General features: G+C 72.5%; 18 protein-coding genes and 3 pseudogenes. 13 read left to right on the plus strand and 8 right to left on the minus strand.

What is annotated here, in order from left to right:
• The first annotated feature begins 205 nt into the window (after positions 1 to 205).
• From IE275_RS35170 to IE275_RS35180, 3 genes are all read left to right on the plus strand, one after another.
• Positions 206 to 1,144, plus strand: a complete 939-nt coding sequence (locus IE275_RS35170) for a PAC2 family protein (protein ID WP_189716702.1) — start codon at positions 206 to 208, stop codon at positions 1,142 to 1,144.
• A 72-nt stretch (positions 1,145 to 1,216) separates the two neighbouring features.
• Positions 1,217 to 1,849, plus strand: a complete 633-nt coding sequence (gene coaE, locus IE275_RS35175; protein ID WP_189716703.1) for a dephospho-CoA kinase — start codon at positions 1,217 to 1,219, stop codon at positions 1,847 to 1,849.
• A gap of 50 nt (positions 1,850 to 1,899) precedes the next feature.
• Positions 1,900 to 2,280, plus strand: coding sequence for a tetratricopeptide repeat protein (locus IE275_RS35180; protein ID WP_189716704.1), 381 nt, complete (start codon positions 1,900 to 1,902; stop codon positions 2,278 to 2,280).
• Positions 2,281 to 2,344: 64 nt separating this feature from the next.
• Here IE275_RS35180 and IE275_RS35185 read toward each other — a convergent pair whose 3' ends face one another.
• Positions 2,345 to 2,620 (minus strand): DUF6343 family protein, encoded by a 276-nt coding sequence (locus IE275_RS35185; RefSeq protein WP_189716705.1) that lies wholly within the window; start codon positions 2,618 to 2,620, stop codon positions 2,345 to 2,347.
• Between the two features lie 76 nt (positions 2,621 to 2,696).
• Here IE275_RS35185 and IE275_RS35190 point away from each other — a divergent pair, with 76 nt between their 5' ends.
• The 4 genes and pseudogenes from IE275_RS35190 to IE275_RS35205 all read left to right on the plus strand — a co-directional run.
• Positions 2,697 to 3,599 carry an acyltransferase domain-containing protein gene (locus IE275_RS35190; RefSeq protein WP_189716706.1) on the plus strand — a complete coding sequence of 301 codons (903 nt, stop codon included), beginning with the start codon at positions 2,697 to 2,699 and terminating at the stop codon, positions 3,597 to 3,599.
• Positions 3,600 to 3,721: 122 nt separating this feature from the next.
• Positions 3,722 to 4,399 (plus strand): class I SAM-dependent methyltransferase, encoded by a 678-nt coding sequence (locus IE275_RS35195; RefSeq protein WP_189716707.1) that lies wholly within the window; start codon positions 3,722 to 3,724, stop codon positions 4,397 to 4,399.
• Positions 4,400 to 4,491: 92 nt separating this feature from the next.
• Positions 4,492 to 4,953 carry a DoxX family protein gene (locus IE275_RS35200; protein WP_189716708.1) on the plus strand — a complete coding sequence of 154 codons (462 nt, stop codon included), beginning with the start codon at positions 4,492 to 4,494 and terminating at the stop codon, positions 4,951 to 4,953.
• Positions 4,954 to 4,968: 15 nt separating this feature from the next.
• Positions 4,969 to 5,109: pseudogene (locus IE275_RS35205) on the plus strand (uracil-DNA glycosylase); the annotation flags it as partial.
• A gap of 58 nt (positions 5,110 to 5,167) precedes the next feature.
• Here the strand turns inward: IE275_RS35205 and IE275_RS35210 are convergent.
• On the minus strand, positions 5,168 to 6,634 hold the full coding sequence (locus tag IE275_RS35210) for a LamG domain-containing protein (RefSeq protein ID WP_189716709.1): 1,467 nt from the start codon (positions 6,632 to 6,634) through the stop codon (positions 5,168 to 5,170).
• A 66-nt stretch (positions 6,635 to 6,700) separates the two neighbouring features.
• Complete coding sequence (locus tag IE275_RS35215) at positions 6,701 to 7,381, minus strand: GntR family transcriptional regulator (RefSeq protein ID WP_189716710.1); 681 nt, start codon at positions 7,379 to 7,381, stop codon at positions 6,701 to 6,703.
• Positions 7,382 to 7,587: 206 nt separating this feature from the next.
• On the opposite strand from IE275_RS35215, the pseudogene IE275_RS35220 reads away from it, so the two are divergent.
• A pseudogene (locus IE275_RS35220) lies at positions 7,588 to 9,066 on the plus strand (NCS1 family nucleobase:cation symporter-1).
• 5 nt (positions 9,067 to 9,071) lie between these two features.
• Positions 9,072 to 9,785, plus strand: coding sequence for an aspartate/glutamate racemase family protein (locus IE275_RS35225; protein WP_189716711.1), 714 nt, complete (start codon positions 9,072 to 9,074; stop codon positions 9,783 to 9,785).
• A 16-nt stretch (positions 9,786 to 9,801) separates the two neighbouring features.
• Here IE275_RS35225 and IE275_RS35230 read toward each other — a convergent pair whose 3' ends face one another.
• Positions 9,802 to 10,275: a RidA family protein gene (locus IE275_RS35230; RefSeq protein WP_189716712.1), complete on the minus strand. Its 474-nt coding sequence runs from the start codon at positions 10,273 to 10,275 to the stop codon at positions 9,802 to 9,804.
• 786 nt (positions 10,276 to 11,061) lie between these two features.
• Between IE275_RS35230 and IE275_RS35235 the strand changes: the two genes are divergently transcribed.
• Together IE275_RS35235 and IE275_RS35240 are read left to right on the plus strand one after the other, a co-directional pair.
• A complete protein-coding gene (locus IE275_RS35235) occupies positions 11,062 to 11,877 on the plus strand; it encodes a nucleotidyltransferase domain-containing protein (protein WP_189716713.1) in 816 nt (271 codons plus the stop codon).
• A 280-nt stretch (positions 11,878 to 12,157) separates the two neighbouring features.
• Positions 12,158 to 14,038, plus strand: a complete 1,881-nt coding sequence (locus tag IE275_RS35240) for an FUSC family protein (RefSeq protein ID WP_189716714.1) — start codon at positions 12,158 to 12,160, stop codon at positions 14,036 to 14,038.
• Between the two features lie 16 nt (positions 14,039 to 14,054).
• Here IE275_RS35240 and IE275_RS35245 read toward each other — a convergent pair whose 3' ends face one another.
• On the minus strand, positions 14,055 to 15,041 hold the full coding sequence (locus tag IE275_RS35245; RefSeq protein ID WP_189716715.1) for an endonuclease/exonuclease/phosphatase family protein: 987 nt from the start codon (positions 15,039 to 15,041) through the stop codon (positions 14,055 to 14,057).
• Between the two features lie 377 nt (positions 15,042 to 15,418).
• Here IE275_RS35245 and IE275_RS35250 point away from each other — a divergent pair, with 377 nt between their 5' ends.
• Entirely contained in the window at positions 15,419 to 16,063 is a 645-nt protein-coding gene (locus IE275_RS35250) for a DUF899 domain-containing protein (RefSeq protein WP_189716716.1), read from the plus strand.
• Positions 16,064 to 16,216: 153 nt separating this feature from the next.
• Positions 16,217 to 16,390, plus strand: a complete 174-nt coding sequence (locus tag IE275_RS35255; RefSeq protein WP_189716717.1) for a DUF8839 family protein — start codon at positions 16,217 to 16,219, stop codon at positions 16,388 to 16,390.
• A 4-nt stretch (positions 16,391 to 16,394) separates the two neighbouring features.
• Here the strand turns inward: IE275_RS35255 and IE275_RS35260 are convergent, their stop codons facing one another.
• From IE275_RS35260 to IE275_RS35270, 3 genes and pseudogenes are all read right to left on the minus strand, one after another.
• Positions 16,395 to 18,257 (minus strand): ABC transporter ATP-binding protein, encoded by a 1,863-nt coding sequence (locus IE275_RS35260; RefSeq protein WP_229870915.1) that lies wholly within the window; start codon positions 18,255 to 18,257, stop codon positions 16,395 to 16,397.
• 219 nt (positions 18,258 to 18,476) lie between these two features.
• Complete coding sequence (locus tag IE275_RS35265) at positions 18,477 to 18,926, minus strand: hypothetical protein (RefSeq protein ID WP_189716719.1); 450 nt, start codon at positions 18,924 to 18,926, stop codon at positions 18,477 to 18,479.
• Between the two features lie 992 nt (positions 18,927 to 19,918).
• Positions 19,919 to 20,596, minus strand: a pseudogene (locus IE275_RS35270) (ATP-binding protein); the annotation flags it as partial.
• Positions 20,597 to 20,605: the final 9 nt, after the last annotated feature.

A 20,605-nucleotide genomic window follows, 5' to 3' on the forward strand; every position in this document is an offset into this window, starting at 1 on the left:
GGCCCCTCAGTGCTGCCCGGCGCTCCTCAGTGCTCCCGCCGCTCCCCAGTGCTCCTCAGTGCGCCCGGTGCTCCTGAGTGCCGCCGGGTGCTCCCAGCGCTCCCGGTGCTCCTCGGCGCTTCCCACAAGGGAGTTGTGCCCTCACCGGGAATGCCCGCGCCACTCCGCGCGTTGTGATGAAGGAACACGAGGAGGAGCGGTCCAAGTGCTTGATCCGCAGGGTTTGTACGCATGGGAGCCGAAAGGGCTGGCCGTCGTCGACATGGCGCTCGCCCAGGAGTCGGCCGGACTTGTCATGCTCTACCACTTCGACGGATACATCGACGCGGGCGAGACCGGTGACCAGATCGTCGACCGGCTGCTCGACGCGACTCCCCACCAGCTCGTCGCCCGCTTCGACCACGACCGGCTCGTCGACTACCGCGCGCGTCGGCCACTGCTGACGTTCAAGCGCGACCGCTGGGCGGAGTACGAGGAACCGGCCATCGAGGTACGACTCCTCCAGGACACCACCGGCGCCCCCTTCCTGCTGCTGTCCGGCCCCGAGCCGGACGTCGAGTGGGAGCGCTTCGCCGTCGCCGTGAAGCAGATCGTCGAGCGGCTCGGCGTACGCCTGTCGGTCAACTTCCACGGCATCCCCATGGGCGTCCCCCACACCCGCCCGGTCGGCCTCACCCCGCACGGCAACCGCACGGACCTGGTCCCGGGCCACCGCAGCCCCTTCGACGAGGCCCAGGTCCCCGGCAGCGCCGAGGCGCTCGTCGAGTACCGCCTCATGGAAGCCGGCCACGACGTCCTCGGCGTCGCCGCCCACGTCCCGCACTACATCGCCCGCTCCGCCTACCCGGACGCCGCCCTGACCGTCGTCGAGGCCATCACCGCGGCGACCGGCCTGGTCCTGCCGGGCATCGCACACACCCTGCGCACGGACGCCCACCGCACGCAGACGGAGATCGACCGCCAGGTCCAGGAGGGCGACGAGGAACTCACCTCCCTCGTCCAAGGCCTTGAACACCAGTACGACGCGGCCGCGGGCGCCGAGACCCGCGGCAACATGCTCGCCGAACCCGTCGACATCCCCTCCGCCGACGAGATCGGCCGCGAGTTCGAGAAGTTCCTGGCCGAGCGAGAGGGCGAAGGCTGAGCGCGAGCGCTGAGCCTTTTCCCCCGGGGCCTGTCGGGTGCGTCGCCGCCGACAGGCCCTAAGCTTCCGCTCATGCTGACAGTGGGCCTGACCGGCGGGATCGGCGCCGGCAAGAGCGAGGTGTCCCGACTGCTCGTCGCGTGCGGGGCCGTACTGATCGACGCGGACCGGATCGCACGCGAAGTCGTCGCCCCGGGCACACCGGGACTCACCGCCGTCGTGGAAGCCTTCGGCGAGGACGTCCTCGCCCCGGACGGCAGCCTCGACCGCCCCCGGCTCGGCTCGATCGTCTTCGCCGACCCCGACAAACTGGCCGCCCTCAACGCGATCGTGCACCCCCTCGTCGGCGCCCGCTCCCGCGCACTCGAAACCGCCGCCCCCGAGGACGCCGTCGTCGTCCACGACGTCCCCCTCCTCACCGAGAACGGCCTCGCCTCCCTCTACGACCTCGTGATCGTCGTCGACGCCCGCCCCGAGACCCAGCTCGACCGGCTCGTCCGACTGCGCGGCATGACCGAGGACGACGCCCGCGCGCGCATGGCCGCCCAGGCGACACGCGAGAAGCGCCGCGAGATCGCCGACATCGTCATCGACAACGACGTACCGCTCCCGGAACTGGAACAGCGCGTGCGGGAGGTATGGGCGGACCTCGTGAGCAGAGCGAGCACCCGGCGGGCGCCCGGCCGGCGATCCGGCCAGGAATAGGGGTCCTCGCTCCGCGCGTTGAACCCTCCCAGCAAGGGAAGGATTTTTCCGTGCCCGATACCAGCGGTTCGACCGGACGTACTCCGGAGACGCATGTCATCGACTTCCGCGCCGCCGAGCATCTGCTCGCCGCACGGGACCCGCGGGGCGCGGTGAAACTGCTCGACCGTGTCATCGCCGCACACCCCGAGAACACCGCCGCCCGCCTGCTGCGCGCCCGCGCCTTCTTCGCCGCCGCGCAACTGCGCCCCGCCGAGCTGGAGTTCACCGTCGTACTGGAACGGGAGCCGGACAACGCGTTCGCGCACTACGCGCTCGCCCGCACCTACGAGCGGCAGGGACGCGGCGACCAGGCCAAACGCCACTTCCGCCTGGCGGCCGCGCTGGACCCCAACCCGCAGTACCTCAAGGCGGCACGCTTCGAGACCTGACCCCACCGGGGCACCCGAGCCGCCGACGCGTCACGGGCGGCGGCGGGCAGAAGTGGCCGAGACGTCATGGATGACGGTGCTCGGCGGGCCGGTACGGCGGGATGTCACGGCCCGGCTGGTAGTGCGGACCCTGCCGGATGTGCCTCAGCACCAGCGTCAGATCGACCGTGACCACCACCCACAGCACCCCGCACGCGAGCGCCCACCCCGGGCGCCCCACCAGCGCGAACGCGACCGTCCCGAAGATCGCCCAGACCAGCCCCCACAGGGTCAGCCAGAGACGCATCCGCAGCGCACTGCGCGCGGTCGCCGGCTCACTGCCCGTACGCATCAGGAACATCTCCCTCCTTGAAACGTACTCTTCGCCCCGGACGTTCTCCAGAGAAGCCACGAGTCCACAGAGGGGGGTTGGCGCCATGCTGCCGCACGCCGACGAACTGGCCGAGATGCTCCTCGACCTCGCCGTACCGCACGAGGACATCGACGAAGCCGTACGGCTGAGCCGACGGCTCCGCGACGACCCGGAAGCACTGCGCTTCCTGGAGGAAACCGTGGCGGACCTCGTCGAGGGGATGGGAACGATCCGCGAGAAGACCCCCGACATCCCCGTCCTCCCCGGCGCCTCGGGCCCGCTCGCGAACTACTTCCCCCTGTACGTGTTCGTCGGCGCCCTGCCGCACCTGCGCGCCCACCACCGCGAACGGGGCATCCCGCAGGACATCACCCGACGCACCCTCGCCGACGTCGGCCGAGGGGTCGCCTGGCACCGGCGATGGCACGGCACGGGCGGCGTGCTCAGCCCGCGATGGCTGGGCCTCCACTTCCACGGCGAGCTGTACCAACTCGGGCGCCTCCAGTTCCAGCGCGGCCGCATCGGCTCCTGGACCGGCGACTCGATCGCCGCGGCCGGACTCCCCCTCGGACCGCACGACCCCGCACTGGGACTCCACGTGCCCGACTTCATGGGCCCGCTGACCCCGCGGGCCGTCGACCGCTCGCTCACCCTGGCCCGCGCCTTCTTCGCCCGCCACTACCCCGAAGAGCCCTACCAGGTGGCCACCTGCGGATCCTGGCTGCTCGACACCCAGCTGAAGCGCTATCTCCCCGCCGACTCCAACATCGTCCGCTTCCAGGACCGGTTCCGCCTCAGCCACCTCCTGCCGGAACCCGAGGACACGGAACCCCTCCGCTTCGTCTTCGGCACCACCGACGTCCCACCGGAGCGGCTGCCCCGCCGCACGATCCTGGAACGAGCCGTCCTGGACCACCTCCGCGACGGCGGGCACTGGTACCTGGGGCACGGGTGGTTTCCCCTGTAGGGAAAGGGAATCCGCTGGAGCCTCCGCCGCCCGGAAACCCGTTCCTCACTCGAACGAGTGATTGGACGCGAGATCGGAACCACCGCCCAGGAACGGCCCGTTGCACAAGCATGGAACGACACATGCGAGAGGGATACGAAGGAACCGGCCCCGGCGCGATCACCCCGGACGGCTGCGCGGTCGAGCTGTACGCCCGCCTCCCCGTGGGCAGCGAACCGGAGGTCATCGCCGCGGCCGTACCCGAGGGCGCGCACATCCTCGAACTGGGCAGCGGCGTCGGACGCATGACACACGCCCTCCTGGAACGCGGATTCACCGTCACCGCGGTGGACGAGTCCGCAGACATGCTCGACCGCGTCCACGGCGCCCGCACGATATGCGCCCAGGCCGAGAACCTCGATCTGGGCGAGACGTTCGACGTGGTGCTGCTCGCCTCGTTCCTCGTCCACGCCGGCGACCTCGACGTACGGCGGGGCCTGCTCCGCGCCTGCGCCCGCCACGTGGCGAAGGACGGCTGCGTACTGATCCAACGCGAGGGCGAGGACTACCACTCCCACCTGCCCCGCGAACGCGTCGACCCCACCGGCTTCACCGTCCGCATGGTCTCCTCGGACCCGGTCGGCGACGGAGTCCACTCAGTGCGCGCCGAGTACCTGTTCCCGGACGCGGTGTGGACCCAGACCTTCCTGGCCCGCCCGCTGACCACGGAACAGTTCGAGCAGGCCCTCGCGGAGGCCGGCCTCGAGGTCGACCGGTATCTGACGGAGGACCGGATCTGGGTGAGGGCGGTGAAAGCCTGAGACAGTGCCTCGGGCGGCGATGAGTCGGAGGGGAGAGCGCGGTCTACCTCCCCGACAGCACAACGGACCTCATCCGCCAGGAGACCACCACCATGTCCGAGACCACGGCTTCCGCCCCCGCTGCGTCCACCGTCACCCCCGCCGATTCCGTCACCCCGTCGTCGGCCCGGCACCGCCGCGCCCGGACCGCACTGCGGGTCGTACAGGTGCTGCTCGCCCTCTTCTACGGGATCGCGAGCGCCCTGCCCAAGCTCATCGCGCACCCGTCGGCGTCCGAGGCGTTCGACAGGCTCGGCTGGGGCAGCGGGGGCATGTACACCATCGGCGTCCTCGAACTGGCCGGCGCGATCGCCTTGTTGATCCCCGTGCTCCAGTCCGTGGCCGCGACGGCACTGGGCGCGCTGATGGTGGGCGCGTTCATCGTCCAGGTGACCGCGTTCGAGGGGGAGAACGCGGCGACACCGCTCATCCTGCTCGTACCCCTGGCCCTCATCGCGTGGGCACGGCGAGCGGCGAACAACGAGCTGTGGGGGCTGGTGCGGCGCGGGGAGTGAGGGGGAGGAGGGGTGGGGCCCCTCCCTCTCTACGGCTGCTTCCACGTCAGCCAGCGCAACACCTTCACCGGCCGGCTCACCCCCGAGATGCTGAGGGACGTGCTGCGTACGGCGGCGGAGGAGGCCGCTTTGCCGGAGTCCGGCGGGACGGGCTGACGCCGACACCGACGCCGGTGTCCTTTAGGCGGCGTCGGTATCGGCGGCTCCGGTCCGGTCAGACGATCCGGGCCGCGGCGAGAGGGCGGGACGACACCGGGTGGGCGTTCTCCTTGGCGACGTTGACGCTCCACCGGTAGCGGGAGAACTCCCCGGTGGAGGCGGACGCGTAGAACATCATGTGGCCGATGCCGACGCCCTCGAACTGCTTCTCCTTCTCGCCGCCGACCATGCGGGTGTCCGGGTACCTGGGGTAGTTGGTGAGCGCGTACACGCCGTGCGGGTCGGCCGTGCAGTCGACCACCTCGACGGCGTACTGGGTCTCGCCGGTGAAGTCCGCGACCCCGGTGAAGACGCCCTTGATCGCGCGGACCATGACGATGTGGCCGGTGTTGCCGTCGACCTGGCCCTGGTAGTCCACCGCGATCAGGTCGCCGGGGAGGAGGTCGGTGACCTTGCGGATCAGCTGGAAGCGCGGGCCGGCGGTGCCGTCGGCGAACGCCTGGCGGTAGTCGGCGGCCTCCGGGATGCGGTCCTGGAAGTACTGGGTGAAGTAGGCGTCGGTGGCCCATCCGTAGGTGTGCTTCAGCACCCAGGTGACGAACGACGAGCAGCGTGCCCGCGCGATCCAGCTCGGGAGGTCGTCGGGCGTGCCCCAGGCGACGGTCGACGGGGAGCCGATCAGATAGACGTTGTTGAGGCGGGCGGTGAGGCCGCTGATCAGGGAGATCTCGTCGGCGTTCAGGGCGCGGCCGTATGCGCGGACGTCGTCGATCGCGCCCTTGAAGCGGTTGACGTAGGCGCCGTCCCAGCGGGCTCGGCCTATGTTGAAGCCTTGGGGCGAGGCCCATGACAGGGCTGTGTCGGCGCTGCCCTCCAGGGTGCCGTTCACATACAGGTGGACGCGGGTGCCGTCCCACACTCCGGTCAGATGGGTCCAGATTCCGGGTTCGGGGTGGGTGGTGGACACGGCGGAGATCTTGACGCTCTGGTCCTCGGCGCGCACCTTGAACGCCCAGGCCTGGGCGGTGTCGTCGTACTGGAGAAGGAAACGGCTGCACCCGGTGCCGTCCTGGCTGACCGCCGTGTACATGGTGTCCTTGCCGGCGTCGGCCGCCAGGCAGACCCAGGCGGAGACCGTGAAGGGGGCGGTGGTGTCCAGGACGGTGGCGGTGGCGGCGTATCCCGCGGGGTTGCCGTCGAGGGTGAGCTCGCCGCCGGCCCGCCGGTTCGTCCAGGACGCGCCGGTGCCGAGGGTGACGGGCCGGTCGTGGCCGGAGCGGTCGGCGGCGGCGCGGTCCAGTGGCCAGTGTCCGGCGAGACCCTGGGGCAAGTGGCCTGCCGCCAGCAGCCGCTGGTAGTGCACCATCCGCTCGGCCTCCAGGAGGTGGGGCGCGGCGACGGGGGTGAACGGGGTGTCCAGCGGGGCGTCGGCCGCGGCGGTCCCGGCACCGCCGATCACACCGGTCATCGCGCCCGCCCCCACGAGTGCCGCTCCGCTCAACAGCCCGCGTCTGCTCACCATGTGCGTCTTCTCCGTCCTGTCCCCACCCGAGTCCCTTCGGACGCCTGTCCGAAGGGTCGGGAGAGTCTAGTTGCCAGGGGACGGTTCCTCGGTGGGGTCGCCGAACAGGTGCCGCACCGTGGAGCGGTAGTTGGCCTGGACGTGGCGCAGCGCGTGGGCGCGGGCCCGGTCGGGGTCGCCGGAGGCGATGGCGTCGTACAGCTCCTGGTGTTCGGTGAGGAGTTGGGGCCATTCCTCGTTGCGTCGGGTGAGCCAGCGCAGGCGGCCGGCCACCGGTTCCATGACGGAGATCAGCAGGCTGTTGTCGGCGAGGGCGAGCAGGCGGTCGTGGAAGCGGGTGTTGATGTCGGTGATCGCCTCGGCGTCGCCGGCCGCGGTCGCTTCGGCGGCCCGGTCGAGCAGTTCCCGTAGTTCCGCCAGTGCCGGTGGGGTCGCCCGGGCCGCGGCGAGTCCTGCCGCGTACACCTCCAACGCCTCGCGCAGTTCGAAGAGTTCCTTGACGTCGGTGGGGCTCAGTCGTCGTACGGCCGTGCGGCGCGGGGTCTCGAACAGGACGAAGCCTTCGGCGACCAGGGCGCGGATGGCTTCCCGGACCGGTACGCGGGAGACCCCGAACCGCTCGGCCAGTTCGCGTTCCACGAGGCGGTCGCCGGGGCGCAGGCGGCCCGCGATGATCTCCTGTCGCAGGGTGGCCAGGACGCGCTCGCGTACCGCGCCCAGGGGTTCGATCTTCGCCGTGGAGCTCATGGGAGCCATTTTCGCCGACGCGAGGGGGCTTTTACGGAGCCGTAACGGGACGGACATCGGTCGGAACGCTTGACGGCGGGACCATGACCGCAGTTTGGTATACCAAACGCACCTCGGTACCCCGCCGGCCCTGGCCCGGCACCCCGCCGACGTCCCCGGCAGCAGTCCTCCTCCGTCCCCTCGCCCTTGTCGTTCATGGAGGCCCCGTGTCCCTCGCCGACAGCGCCGAAGCCACCGGCGCACCCGCGTTCGTCCCCGACCCCCGGCTCACCAACGAAGACCTCGCACCCGCCGAGAAGCGCAACTGGAAGGTCTTCGACCTCTTCGCCCTGTGGATGTCCGACGTCCACAACCTCGGCAACTACACCTTCGCCGCCGGTCTGCTGGTCCTCGGCATGAACGTCTGGCAGGTCTTCACTTCCCTCCTCGTCGGCTTCGTGCTCATCTACATCGGCATGAACTGGATGGGGAAGATCGGCCAGCGTCACGGCGTGCCCTTCCCGGTCGTCAGCCGGATCAGCTTCGGCGTCTGGGGCGCCAACATTCCCGCCCTCATCCGGGCCGTGATCGCGATCATGTGGTACGGCATCCAGACCTACCTCGCCTCCGTCGCCGTCAACGTGATGCTGCTGGCGGCCTGGCCGGGCCTGGAGTCCTGGACGCACAGCTCCTTCCTGGGGCTCGACGCCCTCGGCTGGGTCTCGTTCGTGTCCCTCTGACTGATCCAGGCGTTGATCATCAGCCAGGGCATGGAGTCGGTGCGCAAGTTCCAGGACTTCTGCGGCCCCGCGATCTGGCTCGTGATGATCGCGCTGGCCGTCTGGGTCCTGGCCAAGGCCGGCTGGACCATCTCGCTCACCAGCACCCCGCACCCGGTCGCGGTCGGTGAGCAGTGGCGGCAGTGGTTCGGCGCGATCGGGCTGATCCTCGCCACCTACGGCACGCTGATGCTCAACTTCTGCGACTTCTCCCGCTTCGCTCCCGACTACAAGACCGTCCGGCGCGGCAACTTCTGGGGCCTGCCGATCAACTCGACGGCCTTCGTGGTCGTCTCCGTGATCGTCACCGCCGGCTCGCTGGAGGTGTTCGGCGAGGCCATCACCGACCCGGCGGAACTCGTCGCCAAGGTCGGCAACACCTGGGTGCTCGTCCTGGCCGCGCTGACCTTCGCCATCGCCACCATGGGCGTCAACATCGTCGCCAACTTCGTCTCCCCGGCCTACGACCTCGCCAATGTCTGGCCGCAGAAGATCACCTTCAGGGTGGGCGGCATGATCAGCACGGTCGCCGCACTGGTCGTCACCCCCTGGAACCTGTTCTCCAACCCGACCGTCGTCAACTACTTCCTCGGCGGCCTCGGCGCCTTCCTCGGCCCGCTGTTCGGCGTGATCATGGTCGACTACTACTGGGTCAAGCGCGGCCGCGTCGACGTCGACGAACTCTTCGACGCCACCCCCGGCTCCCGCTACTACTACCGCGGCGGCGTCAACCCCAAGGCCCTGTGGGCGTTCCTCCCCTCGGCCGCCGTCGCGGCGGTGCTCGCTCTGGTGAAGACCTTCAGTGATGTGGCGCCCTACTCCTGGTTCATCGGTACGGCCCTCGCGGCCGGCCTGTACGTGCTGCTGTGCCGCGGCGAGCGGGCCGCGCAGCTTCCGGCCGCTCCCGAGAAGCCCGTGGAGGTCTGAGAATCGTGCGGATCGTCGTCACCAACTGCAACACCACGCAGGAGATGACCGAAGAGATCGTGCGAGGTGCCCGGGCCGCCGCAGGCCCGGGCACCACCGTGACCGGACTGACCCCCGCCTGGGGGCCCGAATCGGCGGAGGGCTGGCTCGACAGCTACCTGTCCGCGGCGGCCGTCCTCGACACCCTGCGCACCTACGACGGTCCGCCGTACGACGCCGTCGTCCTGGCCGGGTTCGGCGAGCACGGGCGCGAGGGCGTACGGGAGCTGGTGGACGTCCCCGTCGTCGACATCACGGAGGCCGCGGCGCACCTGGCGTGTCTGCTGGGGCGCCGGTACGGGGTCGTCACGACGCTGGAGCGGTCCCGCGGCCAGATCGAGGACAGCCTGGAACTGGCCGGCGTGGGCCGCAACTGCGCCCTCGTCGTCGGCACCGGTCTCGGTGTGCTCGACCTGGGCGACGCCGACCGCACCGAGCGTGCCTTCCTCGCGGCGGCCGAGAAGGCACGGGACGCCGGGGCCGAGGTGCTGGTCCTGGGCTGCGCCGGTATGACAGGACTGCAACGCGCGGTGAGCGACAAGCTGGGCCTCCCGGTCGTCGACGGTGTGGGGGCGGCGGTGAAACTGGCCGAGGCTCTGGTGGGTCTGGGCCTGACCACGAGCCGCGGAGGAAGCTTCGCGCGGCCCGAGCCCAAGCGGCGGGTGTGGCACGTGACATGAGCCGTCCGGAAGGGGGTCACTCCACCTGCTCCTCCACCTGCGCCTGCTCCTGTGCCGGCGTCTCTCCCTCTCCCTCTGCTCTCGCGTCCGTTTCCGGAACGACGGCCGTGGCCGTGATCTCCACCAGTTGCCCCCGATAGCCGAGACACGCGACCCCGAGCAGCGTCGACGAGTGCGGCCCGGTGCTGAGTCCGGACCGTACGACCACACCCCACACGGCGGCGAGCACCGCGGGGTCACTGCTGACGACGTACACGTCGGTCGTCACGACGTGCCTCAAATCGCTGCCGACCGCCCGCAGTTGCTCGGTCAGATTGGCGATCACCTGCTCCGCCTGCCGTAGCGGATCACCCTCCCCGATCAGCCGACCCGTGGCGTCGAGCGGGACGGACCCGGCGAGAAAGGCGAGCTTCGTGCCGGCCTCGACGACGGTCGCGTGGGAGTAGGTGGGCGGGGGACAGAGGGCGGGACTCGTGACGCGGCGGATCATGTCGGCTCCCGGACGAGTGAGAGGTGAGGGGTGAGGGGTGAACTGTCGATCATCCGATCCTCAAGCCCCCCTGCGCACCCGAGTATTCGGCCGTAAGAGAGCCCCGAGAGAGCCCCGAGAGAGCCCCAAGAGAGCGGCAAGGGAGCCGCGAGCGAGGGGAGCGGGACCGCGAAGGGGGAGGGCGGAGGAGCGGGACGGTGAAGGAAGGCGGAGGGCGGGCGTCCCGGCCACGGGGTGTCCAGGTGTCGGTTCCCCGCGCCGCGGCGATCCGGGCCCGTGCCTCCCGTCGCCCGCGTCGGCCGGCCGCCGTTGCCGTCGCGAGCGTGGAGATACGGCGGGCTGCGGCCGACACCGCCCGGAAGCCGTCGCTCCGCTCGGCTGCCTCGACGCGTTCGAGGCGGTAGAGGCGGGTGTGCGGGGCGCAACGGACGTACGGATTGGGGCGCGTCAGATCCGGTTCGCCGAGCAGGCGGCGCACCATCGCGGGCGTCCATCCCCGGGCCCGTAGCCCGGCCGTGGAGAGATGGGCGCGGGGCGGGCGCGTACCGCCGTCGCCGTTCCCCTCTTGATTCCGCCCGTGCGTCGTCATCACGACCTCCCCCGTCGTTACGTTGAGTGACGACTTCATTGATAACGCGTGCCACTGACAATCGGCCCGACACGACCGCCCCGCCTCGCGGATATCCGGTCGACAGCCGGCCCCGGTCGCCGACACGCTTGCCCCGCCCTCGCCTTGTCCTGCCCCGCCCCTTGTCCCGCCCCATGACGTCGAGGAGATCCGAGCCGATGCCCGCGCCAGTGCCCGTGCCCGTGTCTGTGCACAGCGACCCCGTCTTCCTCTCCACCACCGCTGACGGTCTCGCGTCCCTTCCCGGCGTCCGTGCCGTCACCCTCGGCGGCTCCCGTGCCCAGGGCACGCACCGCCCCGACAGCGACTGGGATCTGGGCGTCTACTACCGGGGCGCGTTCGACCCGGCCGATCTCCGGGCCCTCGGCTGGGAGGGAGAGGTCTCCGAGATCGGGGGCTGGGGCGGCGGCGTGTTCAACGGGGGTGCCTGGCTGACCGTCGACGGGCGCCGCGTCGACGTCCACTACCGGGATCTGGACGTCGTCGAACACGAGTGGGCGGAGGCCGAGGAGGGGCGGTTCCGGGTGGAGCCGCTGATGTTCCATCTCGCCGGGATCCCGAGCTGTCTCGTCGTGGCCGAACTGGCCCTCAACCAGGTGCTGCGCGGCGAGTTGCGGCAGCCCGCGGCGTATCCCGAGCGACTCCGCAGGACCGCCCCCGACCGCTGGTACGGCACCGCCCGCGCCACCCTCGCCTACGCCAGGGCCCATCACGCGCCCGCCGGGCGGCGCACCGAGGCCGCCGGTGCCCTCGCCGTGGCGGCGACGCAGGTGGGGCACGCCGTGCTGGCCGCGCGCGGGGAATGGGTGACGAACGAGAAGCGGTTGCTGGAACGGGCGGGACTGCGAGGCGTCGACGCACTCGTCGCCCAGGTCGGGAACGTCGGCCCCGACGGGCTGGAGGCGGTCCTCGAACAGGCCGAGACCCTCTTCTCGGAAGCCATGCGCACGGCCCTGCCACGAGAGCCCCGGTGATGTGAGGGTCCTCGCGCGGCGGCCCGAGCGCGGCTGCCCTCACGCGCCGGCCCCCACGCGTCAGGCCCACGCGGCGGCCCCCACGCGTCAGCCCATGCGTGGCCGCCCGGCATTGCGTTCATAAAGAAAGCGGGTTTCGCCCCGGCCGTCACCTCGTCGAAACGTATCCGTCCCACTCCCTCCAAGATCGCCCCGTACCGTGGACACCACAGCTCACCGCTGACCGCCCCGGCCGCCGTCGCCCGAAGGCACACCCCGCCCTCGAACCGACAGGAGCCCCGTGTTCCCGCGCCCGCACATTCCCGCTCGCGCATTCACCGCCCTGCCGCCCTGGCTCGCGCACGCCCTGCGCACGCAGCGCGGGCCCGTTCCCTGGAGCGCCGTCACGCGCGGGGCGCTGGCCGCCGGGCCACTGCTGCTCGCCGCCGTCCTGGCCGGCCGTACGCCCCTCGGGGTGGTGGCCGCCATCGCCGCGATGCTCGCCGGGATCAACGACCGGCCCGGCAGCCGGCGGGCCTCCGTCAGGCGGCTCGGGGCGCCCGCGCTCGCGGGAGCCGGCGGGCTGCTCGTCGGGACGTACGCCGGGGATCACGTCGGGGCCGTCGCGCTGACGGCCGTACTCACCGGGCTCGGGCTCCTCGCCGGCGGGATGAGCGCGATCGGGCCGGTCGCCTCCGGCGCCGGGACGCAACTGCTGGTCGCCGCGGCGATCGGGGCCGGGATGCCGCTGCCCGAGGACGGCTGGACCCGGGCCCTGGCCTTCCTCGCCGGCGCCGGATGGCTGCTCGCGCTGCGGCTGGCCCTGCCCACACCCGGGGCGATGACCGGCGACTTCCGGTTCGACGGGGAACGGGAGGCGGTGGCCGGGGTGTACGACGCGGTCGCCGCGCTGCTCGACGCCGCCGCCACCGGCCACGCCACCACCCGCCGCGCCGCCCTCACCGCCGCTCTGGACCACGCCCAGGACGCCCTCGCCGGGCCCCGGCTGCGCCGCTTCGCCAGTTCCGCCGCCGAACGCCGGCTGCACGCCCAGTACGCCGCCGCGCTGCCCCTGGCCGAGGCCGCGACGGCCCTCGCCTGGGCCGGGGAACCCGTCTCCGAGCGGGCCTGTGAAGGACCCCGGCGGCTCGCCGCGGCCGTCCGCGGGAACACGCACACCGGGCCGCTGCCCGCGCCCTCCCGGTCGGTGCCGGCGCTGCGGGCGCTCGACGACGCGCTGCTGCACGCCGCCGAAGCCTTCGACCGGGGCGGCGGAGGCGATCTGCACACCCGCCGGCGCAGCGCGCGTGACCTGCTGCGGACCGCGTTCGGGGCCGGCGGCCGCGAGTACGGGCTGCGGGTCGCCCTCTGCTTCGGGGCCAGCGCCGCCGTCGCCCAGGCGCTGCACCACGCCCACTGGTACGGGCAGCACACGCACTGGTACTGGCTGCCCGCCACCGCCGTCTTCCTGGTCAAGCCCGACCTCGGGCCGCTGGTGTCACGGGTGCTGTGCCGGGCCGCGGGGACCGTGCTCGGGGCGCTGCTGTTCGCCGGGTTCGCCGCCGTGCTGCCCCGGCCGGAGGGGCTTGTCGCGCTGGTCGCCGTCTGCGGTGCGCTGATACCCGTCTCCACCCGGCACTTCGCCGCGCAGACCGCCGTCGTCACCGCCCTCGTACTGTCCCTGGTGATGGTCGGCGGAGAGCCCCAGGCGTCCGTCAGCCGGATCGTGGAGACCCTGCTGGCCTGCGCGATCGTGCTGATCGTCGGGCATCTGCCGATGCCGGGGGAGCGCGGCGGCCAGGTACGCGCCCGGCTCGCCGCGGCCGCCGTCGCCGCGCACGCCTACCTCACCCATGTGCTCGAAGGACGGGACGACCGCGCCGCCCGATGGACCCTGCGCCGCGAGGCCTACCGCACGCTCGCCGAGGCCCGCGCCGCCATCGCCCGCGCCGCCGCCGAACTGCCCGCCCTCGCCCGGCACACCGAGGGCACGGACGAGGTCGCCGCCCTCCTGGAACGGCTCGTCGACACCACCACCGCCTGCGCCGTCCACCTCGACGACACCGGCCGGCTCGCCGCGCCGCACCGGGAGCGGCTCGCCGAACTCCTCGACGAACTCGCCGTACGACGGGACCGGGTGGGGTTGCCGGCCCCGCTGCCCGAGCTGCCTCGCGCCATGTGACGCGATCGCGCCCCCGTCAGCCGATCCGCACCCATACCGGCGCGTGGTCGGACCCCGGCTCGCCGCGCCGCGCCGCCGGGTCCGCGCCCACGGACGGCAACCGCGGCTCCTCCGGCGTCCCCGTTTCCGTCCTCGTTTCCGCCCCCGCTTCCGTATCCGCCCCTGTCCCTGCCGCTGTCACCCGGTGGACCAGGCGATGGCTCGTCAGGATGTGGTCGATCAGCTCCCGGCGGCCGGAGTTGATCCGGGAGTACCGCTGCTCGGCCGGGATCAGTGGGGCCACGTTCCACAGGCGTGCCGCGTCGCCCCGGTCGGGGGCCCGGAAACCGGGCGTGCCGATCTCCGAGCCGGGCGGGCCCAGCAGGATCTGGGTGGTCGCCGCCTGCACCTCGTCGTTCAGGTCGCCCAGTACCGCCACGTCCCGCTCGCGGCCGTCGTCCGCCAGGAGGCCGTCGGCGAGCGCCCGCAGCGCCGTCGCCTCCGCTGCCCGGCGATAGAGGGCGTAGGCGCCGTAGCGAGCCCGCTCGCCCTCGTCGTGAGGGAAGAAACGGCCGCCCGGATACGACAGCAGCTTCGACTTCAGATGGGCCACCGCCACCCGCAGCGGGCCGGCCTCCGTCACCGTCTCCACCGCCAGGAACCCGCGGCCCGACTCCGCCACCGCCGTCCCGGCGTCGTCCGTCTGCACCGGACGCAGCCGCGCCGGGAACGCGTGCGTGTCCGCCAGCACCTCCAGTGGTGTACGGCTGATCACACCGACCCGGATGCCCCGGCCGTCGGGGTGCCCGGACAGCGCCGCGTGCCAGGCGCCGCCCACCGTCTCCACCAGGTCCGCCAGCGCCTCCGGGTCCCCGACCTCCTGCACGCCGAGCAGCCCGGGGCCGAGGGCGCGGATGCCGTCGGCGAGGGCGGCTAGCTTCGTCTCGTAGGCGGCTTTGTCCTTCGGGCCGTACGGTCCGCCGGGCCGGTACAGGTTCTCGAGGTTCCAGGTGCCGAGGAGCATGCCGGGCTCCCTCCAGAGGGCGTGGTGGCGCCAGGGTGCCCGCCCGCGCCGGTCCGGCGACAGCTTCGCGACACGATGCGGGCCCCAGCTCACACCGAGGCACGACACCGTCGTACGTCGACGCGACGACGCCTTCTGCGACGCCCGCCCCGGAGCCCGGCCGCGCCGCCGATTCACCCTCCCTCCCATGCGACGGCCGACACGACGGCCGACACGACGGCCGATACGACAGTCGACACGACAGCCGGTGCGGTCGCCGATTCGCCCGCCCGGCAAGGAAATCCGTCCGGTACGCGAAAAACTCCCGGGCACGGGCGATGAGTTCCGCGCGGCCCCTCAGTCACCCCTTCGAATGAACCGCTGCACAGGAGGGGCCCATGGCACATCCGGAGCTTCCGGAGGTCGTCTCGCGTGACGCATGGCGCGCGGCACGCGAGGAACTGCTGCTCAAGGAGGAGGCGGTGGCGCGTGCGCGGGACGCGCTGAACGCGCAACGGCGCGCACTGCCCATGGTCGAGGTCGGCACGGAGTACGTCTTCGACGGCGGCGACGGCAAGGCCACCCTGCTCGACCTCTTCGCGGGGCGCCCGCAACTCGTCGTGCACCACTTCATGTTCGCCCCGCAGTGGCAGGCCGGCTGCCCCGGCTGCGCGGGCTTCCTCGACCAGCTCGGCCACCTCGCGCACCTCAACGCGCGCGGCACCTCCTTCGCCGCCGTGTCCCGGGCGCCGTATCCGAGGATCCTGCCGTTCAAGGCGCGGATGGGATGGACGCTGCCCTGGTACTCGTCGTACGACAGCGACTTCAACCGCGACTTCGAGGTGACGCGCGAGCGGGACGGCGAGCTGGTGGAGCGGCCCGGGCTCAGCTGCTTCCTGCGGGAGGGCGAGCGCATCTTCCACACCTACTCGGTGTACGAGGGCCTCGACGCCCTCGGTTCCACCACCAGCCTCCTGGACCTCACGGCTCTCGGACCGGTCGGCGACCCGAGTGTCCGCTATCACGACGAGTACGACTTCTGACACGGACGGTGTCGAAGATGTCCGGAAAGTGACCGGATCCTCACGGTCCGCGCAGACCCCGTGTCAGCTACGTCTCAGTACCGCAACCGAGCGAGCCGTTGGGCCTCCGGAAGGCGTTAACTCCTACAGGTACGACGCTTCTGGAGGTGCGAGATGGTGAACGGGCGAACCGTTCTCGAGCGCTTTTCCGCGGGCGGGCCGCGCGGCTCGTGGCCCGCGGAGGAGTTCGCGCACGCACGACGCATGGAGGGGCTGGCCGCCGAGGTGGTCATGGACCTGGCGACCGACACCTTCCTGGTGATCGTCCGGGGCGACGGGGCGGAATGAGCCGTCAGCCCACCTTCGAGGTGGGCGCCGGCGAGGTGAACTGCTCCGCCTGGAGCGCGTACAGCTCCGCGTAGACCCCACCGCCCGCCAGTAGCTCGTCCGGCGTGCCGGACTCCACGAGCCGGCCCTGGTCCAGGACATGCACCAGGTCCGCGTGGCGCACCGACGCCAGCCGGTGGGTGATCAGGACGACCGTCTGCCCGCTGTCGGCCAGCGCCCGGATCTTGTCGAAGACCTCCAGCTCGGCCCGGGCGTCCAGCGCCGCCGTCGGCTCGTCCACGATCAGGATGCGGCCCCGCCGGTACGCGGCCCGCGCGATGCCGAGCCGCTGCCACTGCCCGCCCGACAGCTCGTGCCCACCACTGAAGTTCCTGGCCAGCAGCGTGTCCAGACCGCGCGGCAGATCCGCCACCACCTCCTCCGCCCCCGCCTCGGCGATCGACGCGGCCAGCCGATCCTCCGTCAGCGCCGCCGACGACCGCCCGACGGCCACATTGACCCGGGCGGTGAACGGCCAGCGTTTGAAGTCCTGCGCCACCATCGCGATGCGCTCGGCCAGCTGATGCCGGTCCGCGTCCGCCACATCCACGTCGTCCCACAGGATCCGCCCCCGGTCCGGCCGGTACAGCCCGGCCAGCAGTTTCACCAGGGTCGTCTTGCCCGAGCCGTTCTCCCCGACGAGCGCGACGATCCGGCCCAGCGGCAGCGTGAGGGTGACGTCGTCGAGGGCGGGCCGGGCCGCCTCCCCCGGATAGCCGAAGGTGACGTTCTCGAAGCGGATCTCCCGGGGATCGTCCGGCAGCGCCACACCGCCCACCGGGATCGCCCGCTCGGCCGCCTCGACGTACAGACGCTGGAGGTCGCCCACGAACAGGGCCTCCTCATGCAGCTGGTTCACCTCCAGGACCAGGGTGTTCAGGCTCATGGAGCCGCTGCGGATCGCGATCACGGCCGTGCCCGCCACCGCCAGCGCCATCGTCCCCGTCAGCAGCAGCCCGCCCAGCGTCGCGTACGTCGCCACCGTCGCCACGCCCGTCCAGGTGGCCGCGATCAGCCCGGTGCGGGCGGCCAGCCGGGCCAGCCGGGCCTGCTCCGCCTCCGCCGTCTCCGACATCGCCCGGAAATGCCGCAGCAGGAACGGACCCACCCCGTGCACCCGGATCTCCGGCGCGGCCGCGGGCTCGGTGAGCAGGCTCGCGATCAGATGACCCGCGCGCGCGTGCTGCACCCAGGTGTGGAAGGACTCGTAACGGCGCCGGGCGTTCGTCAGTGCGCTCCATGCGCTGGGCAGCGTCATCGTCACCAGCAGGGGCAGCAGCAACGGGTGCAGCACGGTCAGCACACCCGCCGCCGCGACCAGTGAGATCACCGCGTTCACCACCCGCGACCCGTACATGATCATCCGGCGGGCCGACTGGGCGCCGTACTGCGCGGTGTCCAGCAGCTTGTGGAACGCGTGGTCCTCGATCGCGGCCAGCTCGACCGCGGCCGCCCGCTCCAGGTACAGCTCGGTCGCCACCCGCTCCACCTTGGGTTCGAGCCGCCCGGTCGCGTACGTGGACGCGGCCCGCAGCAGCGCCCCGACCAGGAGGACGACGGCCATGGTGGCCAGTGCCGGGGCGGCGCCGCGCAGCCGGTCCTCGATGGGGCCGTCGCCGATCAGCCGGCTCAGCACGGTGTTCACCGCGAGCAGGCTCACGGCCTGTGCCGCGCCCCGGGCGACCTCCGCGGTCAGGACGACTCGCGCGGCCTGCGGGTCGGCCTGCCGGGCCAGCCGCAGACTCACCGAGAGCAGCGACGGCAACCGGGTCACCATGGCGCGGAAGCCGAGCTCCAGGAACGCGTCCCGGTGCTGGTTCCAGCCCATGTCGTAGCGGAGCGGGCCGCCGAAGAGCAGCCGCTCCGACTCGGAGACCGCGCGTTCGTCGGGACTCTGTCGTTTCCGCGCCTTCCCCACCGGTGACCTCCCCCGATCGTGGACGAACGGCCACTATTGCGGGAGGGGCTGCGGGAGGACAGGGCGCAGCAAAAGGGACGAGGCGCGCGCGGGCGTGCGCCGGTCAGGTGCCGGACCTGCCGCGGGAGGCTACGCGCTGATCGGCCGGGACCACGCAGGCGCGGTGCCGGTCAGGCGGCACAGGGCCAGGTAGAGAGGGATCGGCGGGGTGTACGGGAGCGTGCCGTCCGGTCGGTGGATGAGGCCGGGGACGTCCGGGACGTCCGGGACGTCCGGCACGACCGCGCCGGTGGCGTACCGCGCGGGGGCCGGCCACTCCAGGGCGTAGTCGGAGTCGGACGGGACGAGCCACCACCAGTGCGACGCGTCGGCGTACACGCAGCCCACGCGCGGGAGGCGCGGCATGAGCAGCGGGCCGAGGTCGGCGGGGACCGCGACGGCGTCGCAGCCCAGCGGGGCGGTCATGCCGTCCGGCACGGTGAGCCGGCGAGGGGCCTGGGGCGTGCTGCCCAGGCCGCGCCGCAGACGTACGAGCGTGTCCAGACTGAGGACCGGAACGCGGCCGGACACGGCGCTCATGCCCGGCCCCACTCCCAGCTGCGCTCGATCGGGACGATTCTGGGTGCCCCTGCGCCCGCGCCTGCCACCGCGCCCGCCCCCGTGTCGGCCCCCGCGCCGGGGAGCGGCCGCCGGACGGAGGTGTCGTCGGCGTCGGCGCTCACCGGGTGACCGGCCGTCGGCCGTCCGTCGTGCTCCGGGGCGGCACGGTGCCACTGCGACGCCACGCGCGGGGCCGGGCCGGAGGACTCCGGGGCGTGGTGCGGCGCTCGCGCGGGGTGCGTGGCCGAATCGGGTGTGCGGTGAGTGGTGTGCACGCCTGCGTCGGGTGTGCGGTGAGTGGTGTGCACGCCTGCGTCGGGTGTGCGGTGAGTGGTGTGCACGCCTGCGTCGGCTGTGCGGTGAGTGGGGTGCGTGCCTGCTTCCGGCGCGCGGTGAGTGGCGTGCGTGCCCGGTTCAGGGACGCGGTGGGTCGGGTGCGTGGCCGGTTCGGACGCCCGGTGGGTCGGGTGGGTGCCCGTTTCCGGCGCGCGGTGGACGGGGTGCGCGGCGTGCGCTCCGGCGTCCTGCGCGCGGTGGAGCTGGTGTGCGGTCCGAGGCGCCGGGGTTTCGCTCGGGTGAGCCGTCCGGGGAGCCGGGCTGTCGCCCTGGCGGGCCGTCCGGTGCGCCGGCCCGTCGCCCTGGGGCGACAGCCGGGGAGCGAGCCCGTCCTTCTGGTGCCCGACGCGCGGCACCGGGCTGTCGCTCGGGCGCGTGGGCTCGGGGGCCGGGGGGTCGCTCCGACGTGCGGTGTGCGGGGCGGGGGCGTCGCTCCGGAGCGCGGGATCGCCGCTCCGGGTGACAGCCGGGCCCGCCGGACCCACCGGGCCCGCCGGACCCATCGGACCAGTCGGGGCGGCCGGAACAGTCGGGGACACCGGACTCGTCGGGGCCACCGGGGCCTCGCCAGCGGCCTCACCGGCACGCTCGACGCGGTGTGCCTGCTCGGCAGGCGTGTCCTCCTGGTACGCCGGCTCCGCCGCCGCGTCCTCCTCGTCCGAACCGTCGGCCGGTCCGGGCTTGGGGCGGGCGCCCCATCCGAGGTCGTCGCGGGGCTCGAGCCCCAGATCCGCGCAGAGCGCCAGGGCGTCCACCCGCATCCCCTCGCCGGGGTCGGCGTGGACGCGCGGGGCGTCCGCGCTGCGGGGCAGATCGGCCCAGACCAGCAGGCCGGGGCCGTGCTCCTGGGCGCCCCAGGCGTGACAGAGGGCCTCGACGAGAAGCAATCCCCTCCCGTGCTCCTCCTCGGGACGCTGCGGGGACGGGTGCGGCTCGCCGGGAGCGCATCCCTCGTCCCGCACGGCTATGCGCAGCATGTCGTCGCCGTCGTGCAGCTCGCACACGACGACGTTGCTCGCGGTGTGCACGATCGCGTTGGTGACCAGCTCGGATATGACGAGATCAGCCGTGTCGCAGGTGTCCTCGCACACCGACCAACCGGTCAGTCGCGCCCTGGCCAGGCGTCTGGCCTGGGCGGGGGAACCCGGGTGTGCGGCCAGCTCGAATCGGAACCGGCGCTCGGCAGCGGCCTGGTCGGGGCCTGCTCCCAAGGCGGCACCGAGACCCTGGGGGCGGCCTGCGGCGGCGTCTGTTCCTAAGGGCGCGGACGGAATCACGCTTGCCACTATCGCCCCGCCGTGAACACTTGGCAAGTGTCACTC

It is taken from the genome of Streptomyces phaeofaciens (assembly GCF_014648915.1).
Lineage (GTDB): Bacteria > Actinomycetota > Actinomycetes > Streptomycetales > Streptomycetaceae > Streptomyces > Streptomyces phaeofaciens.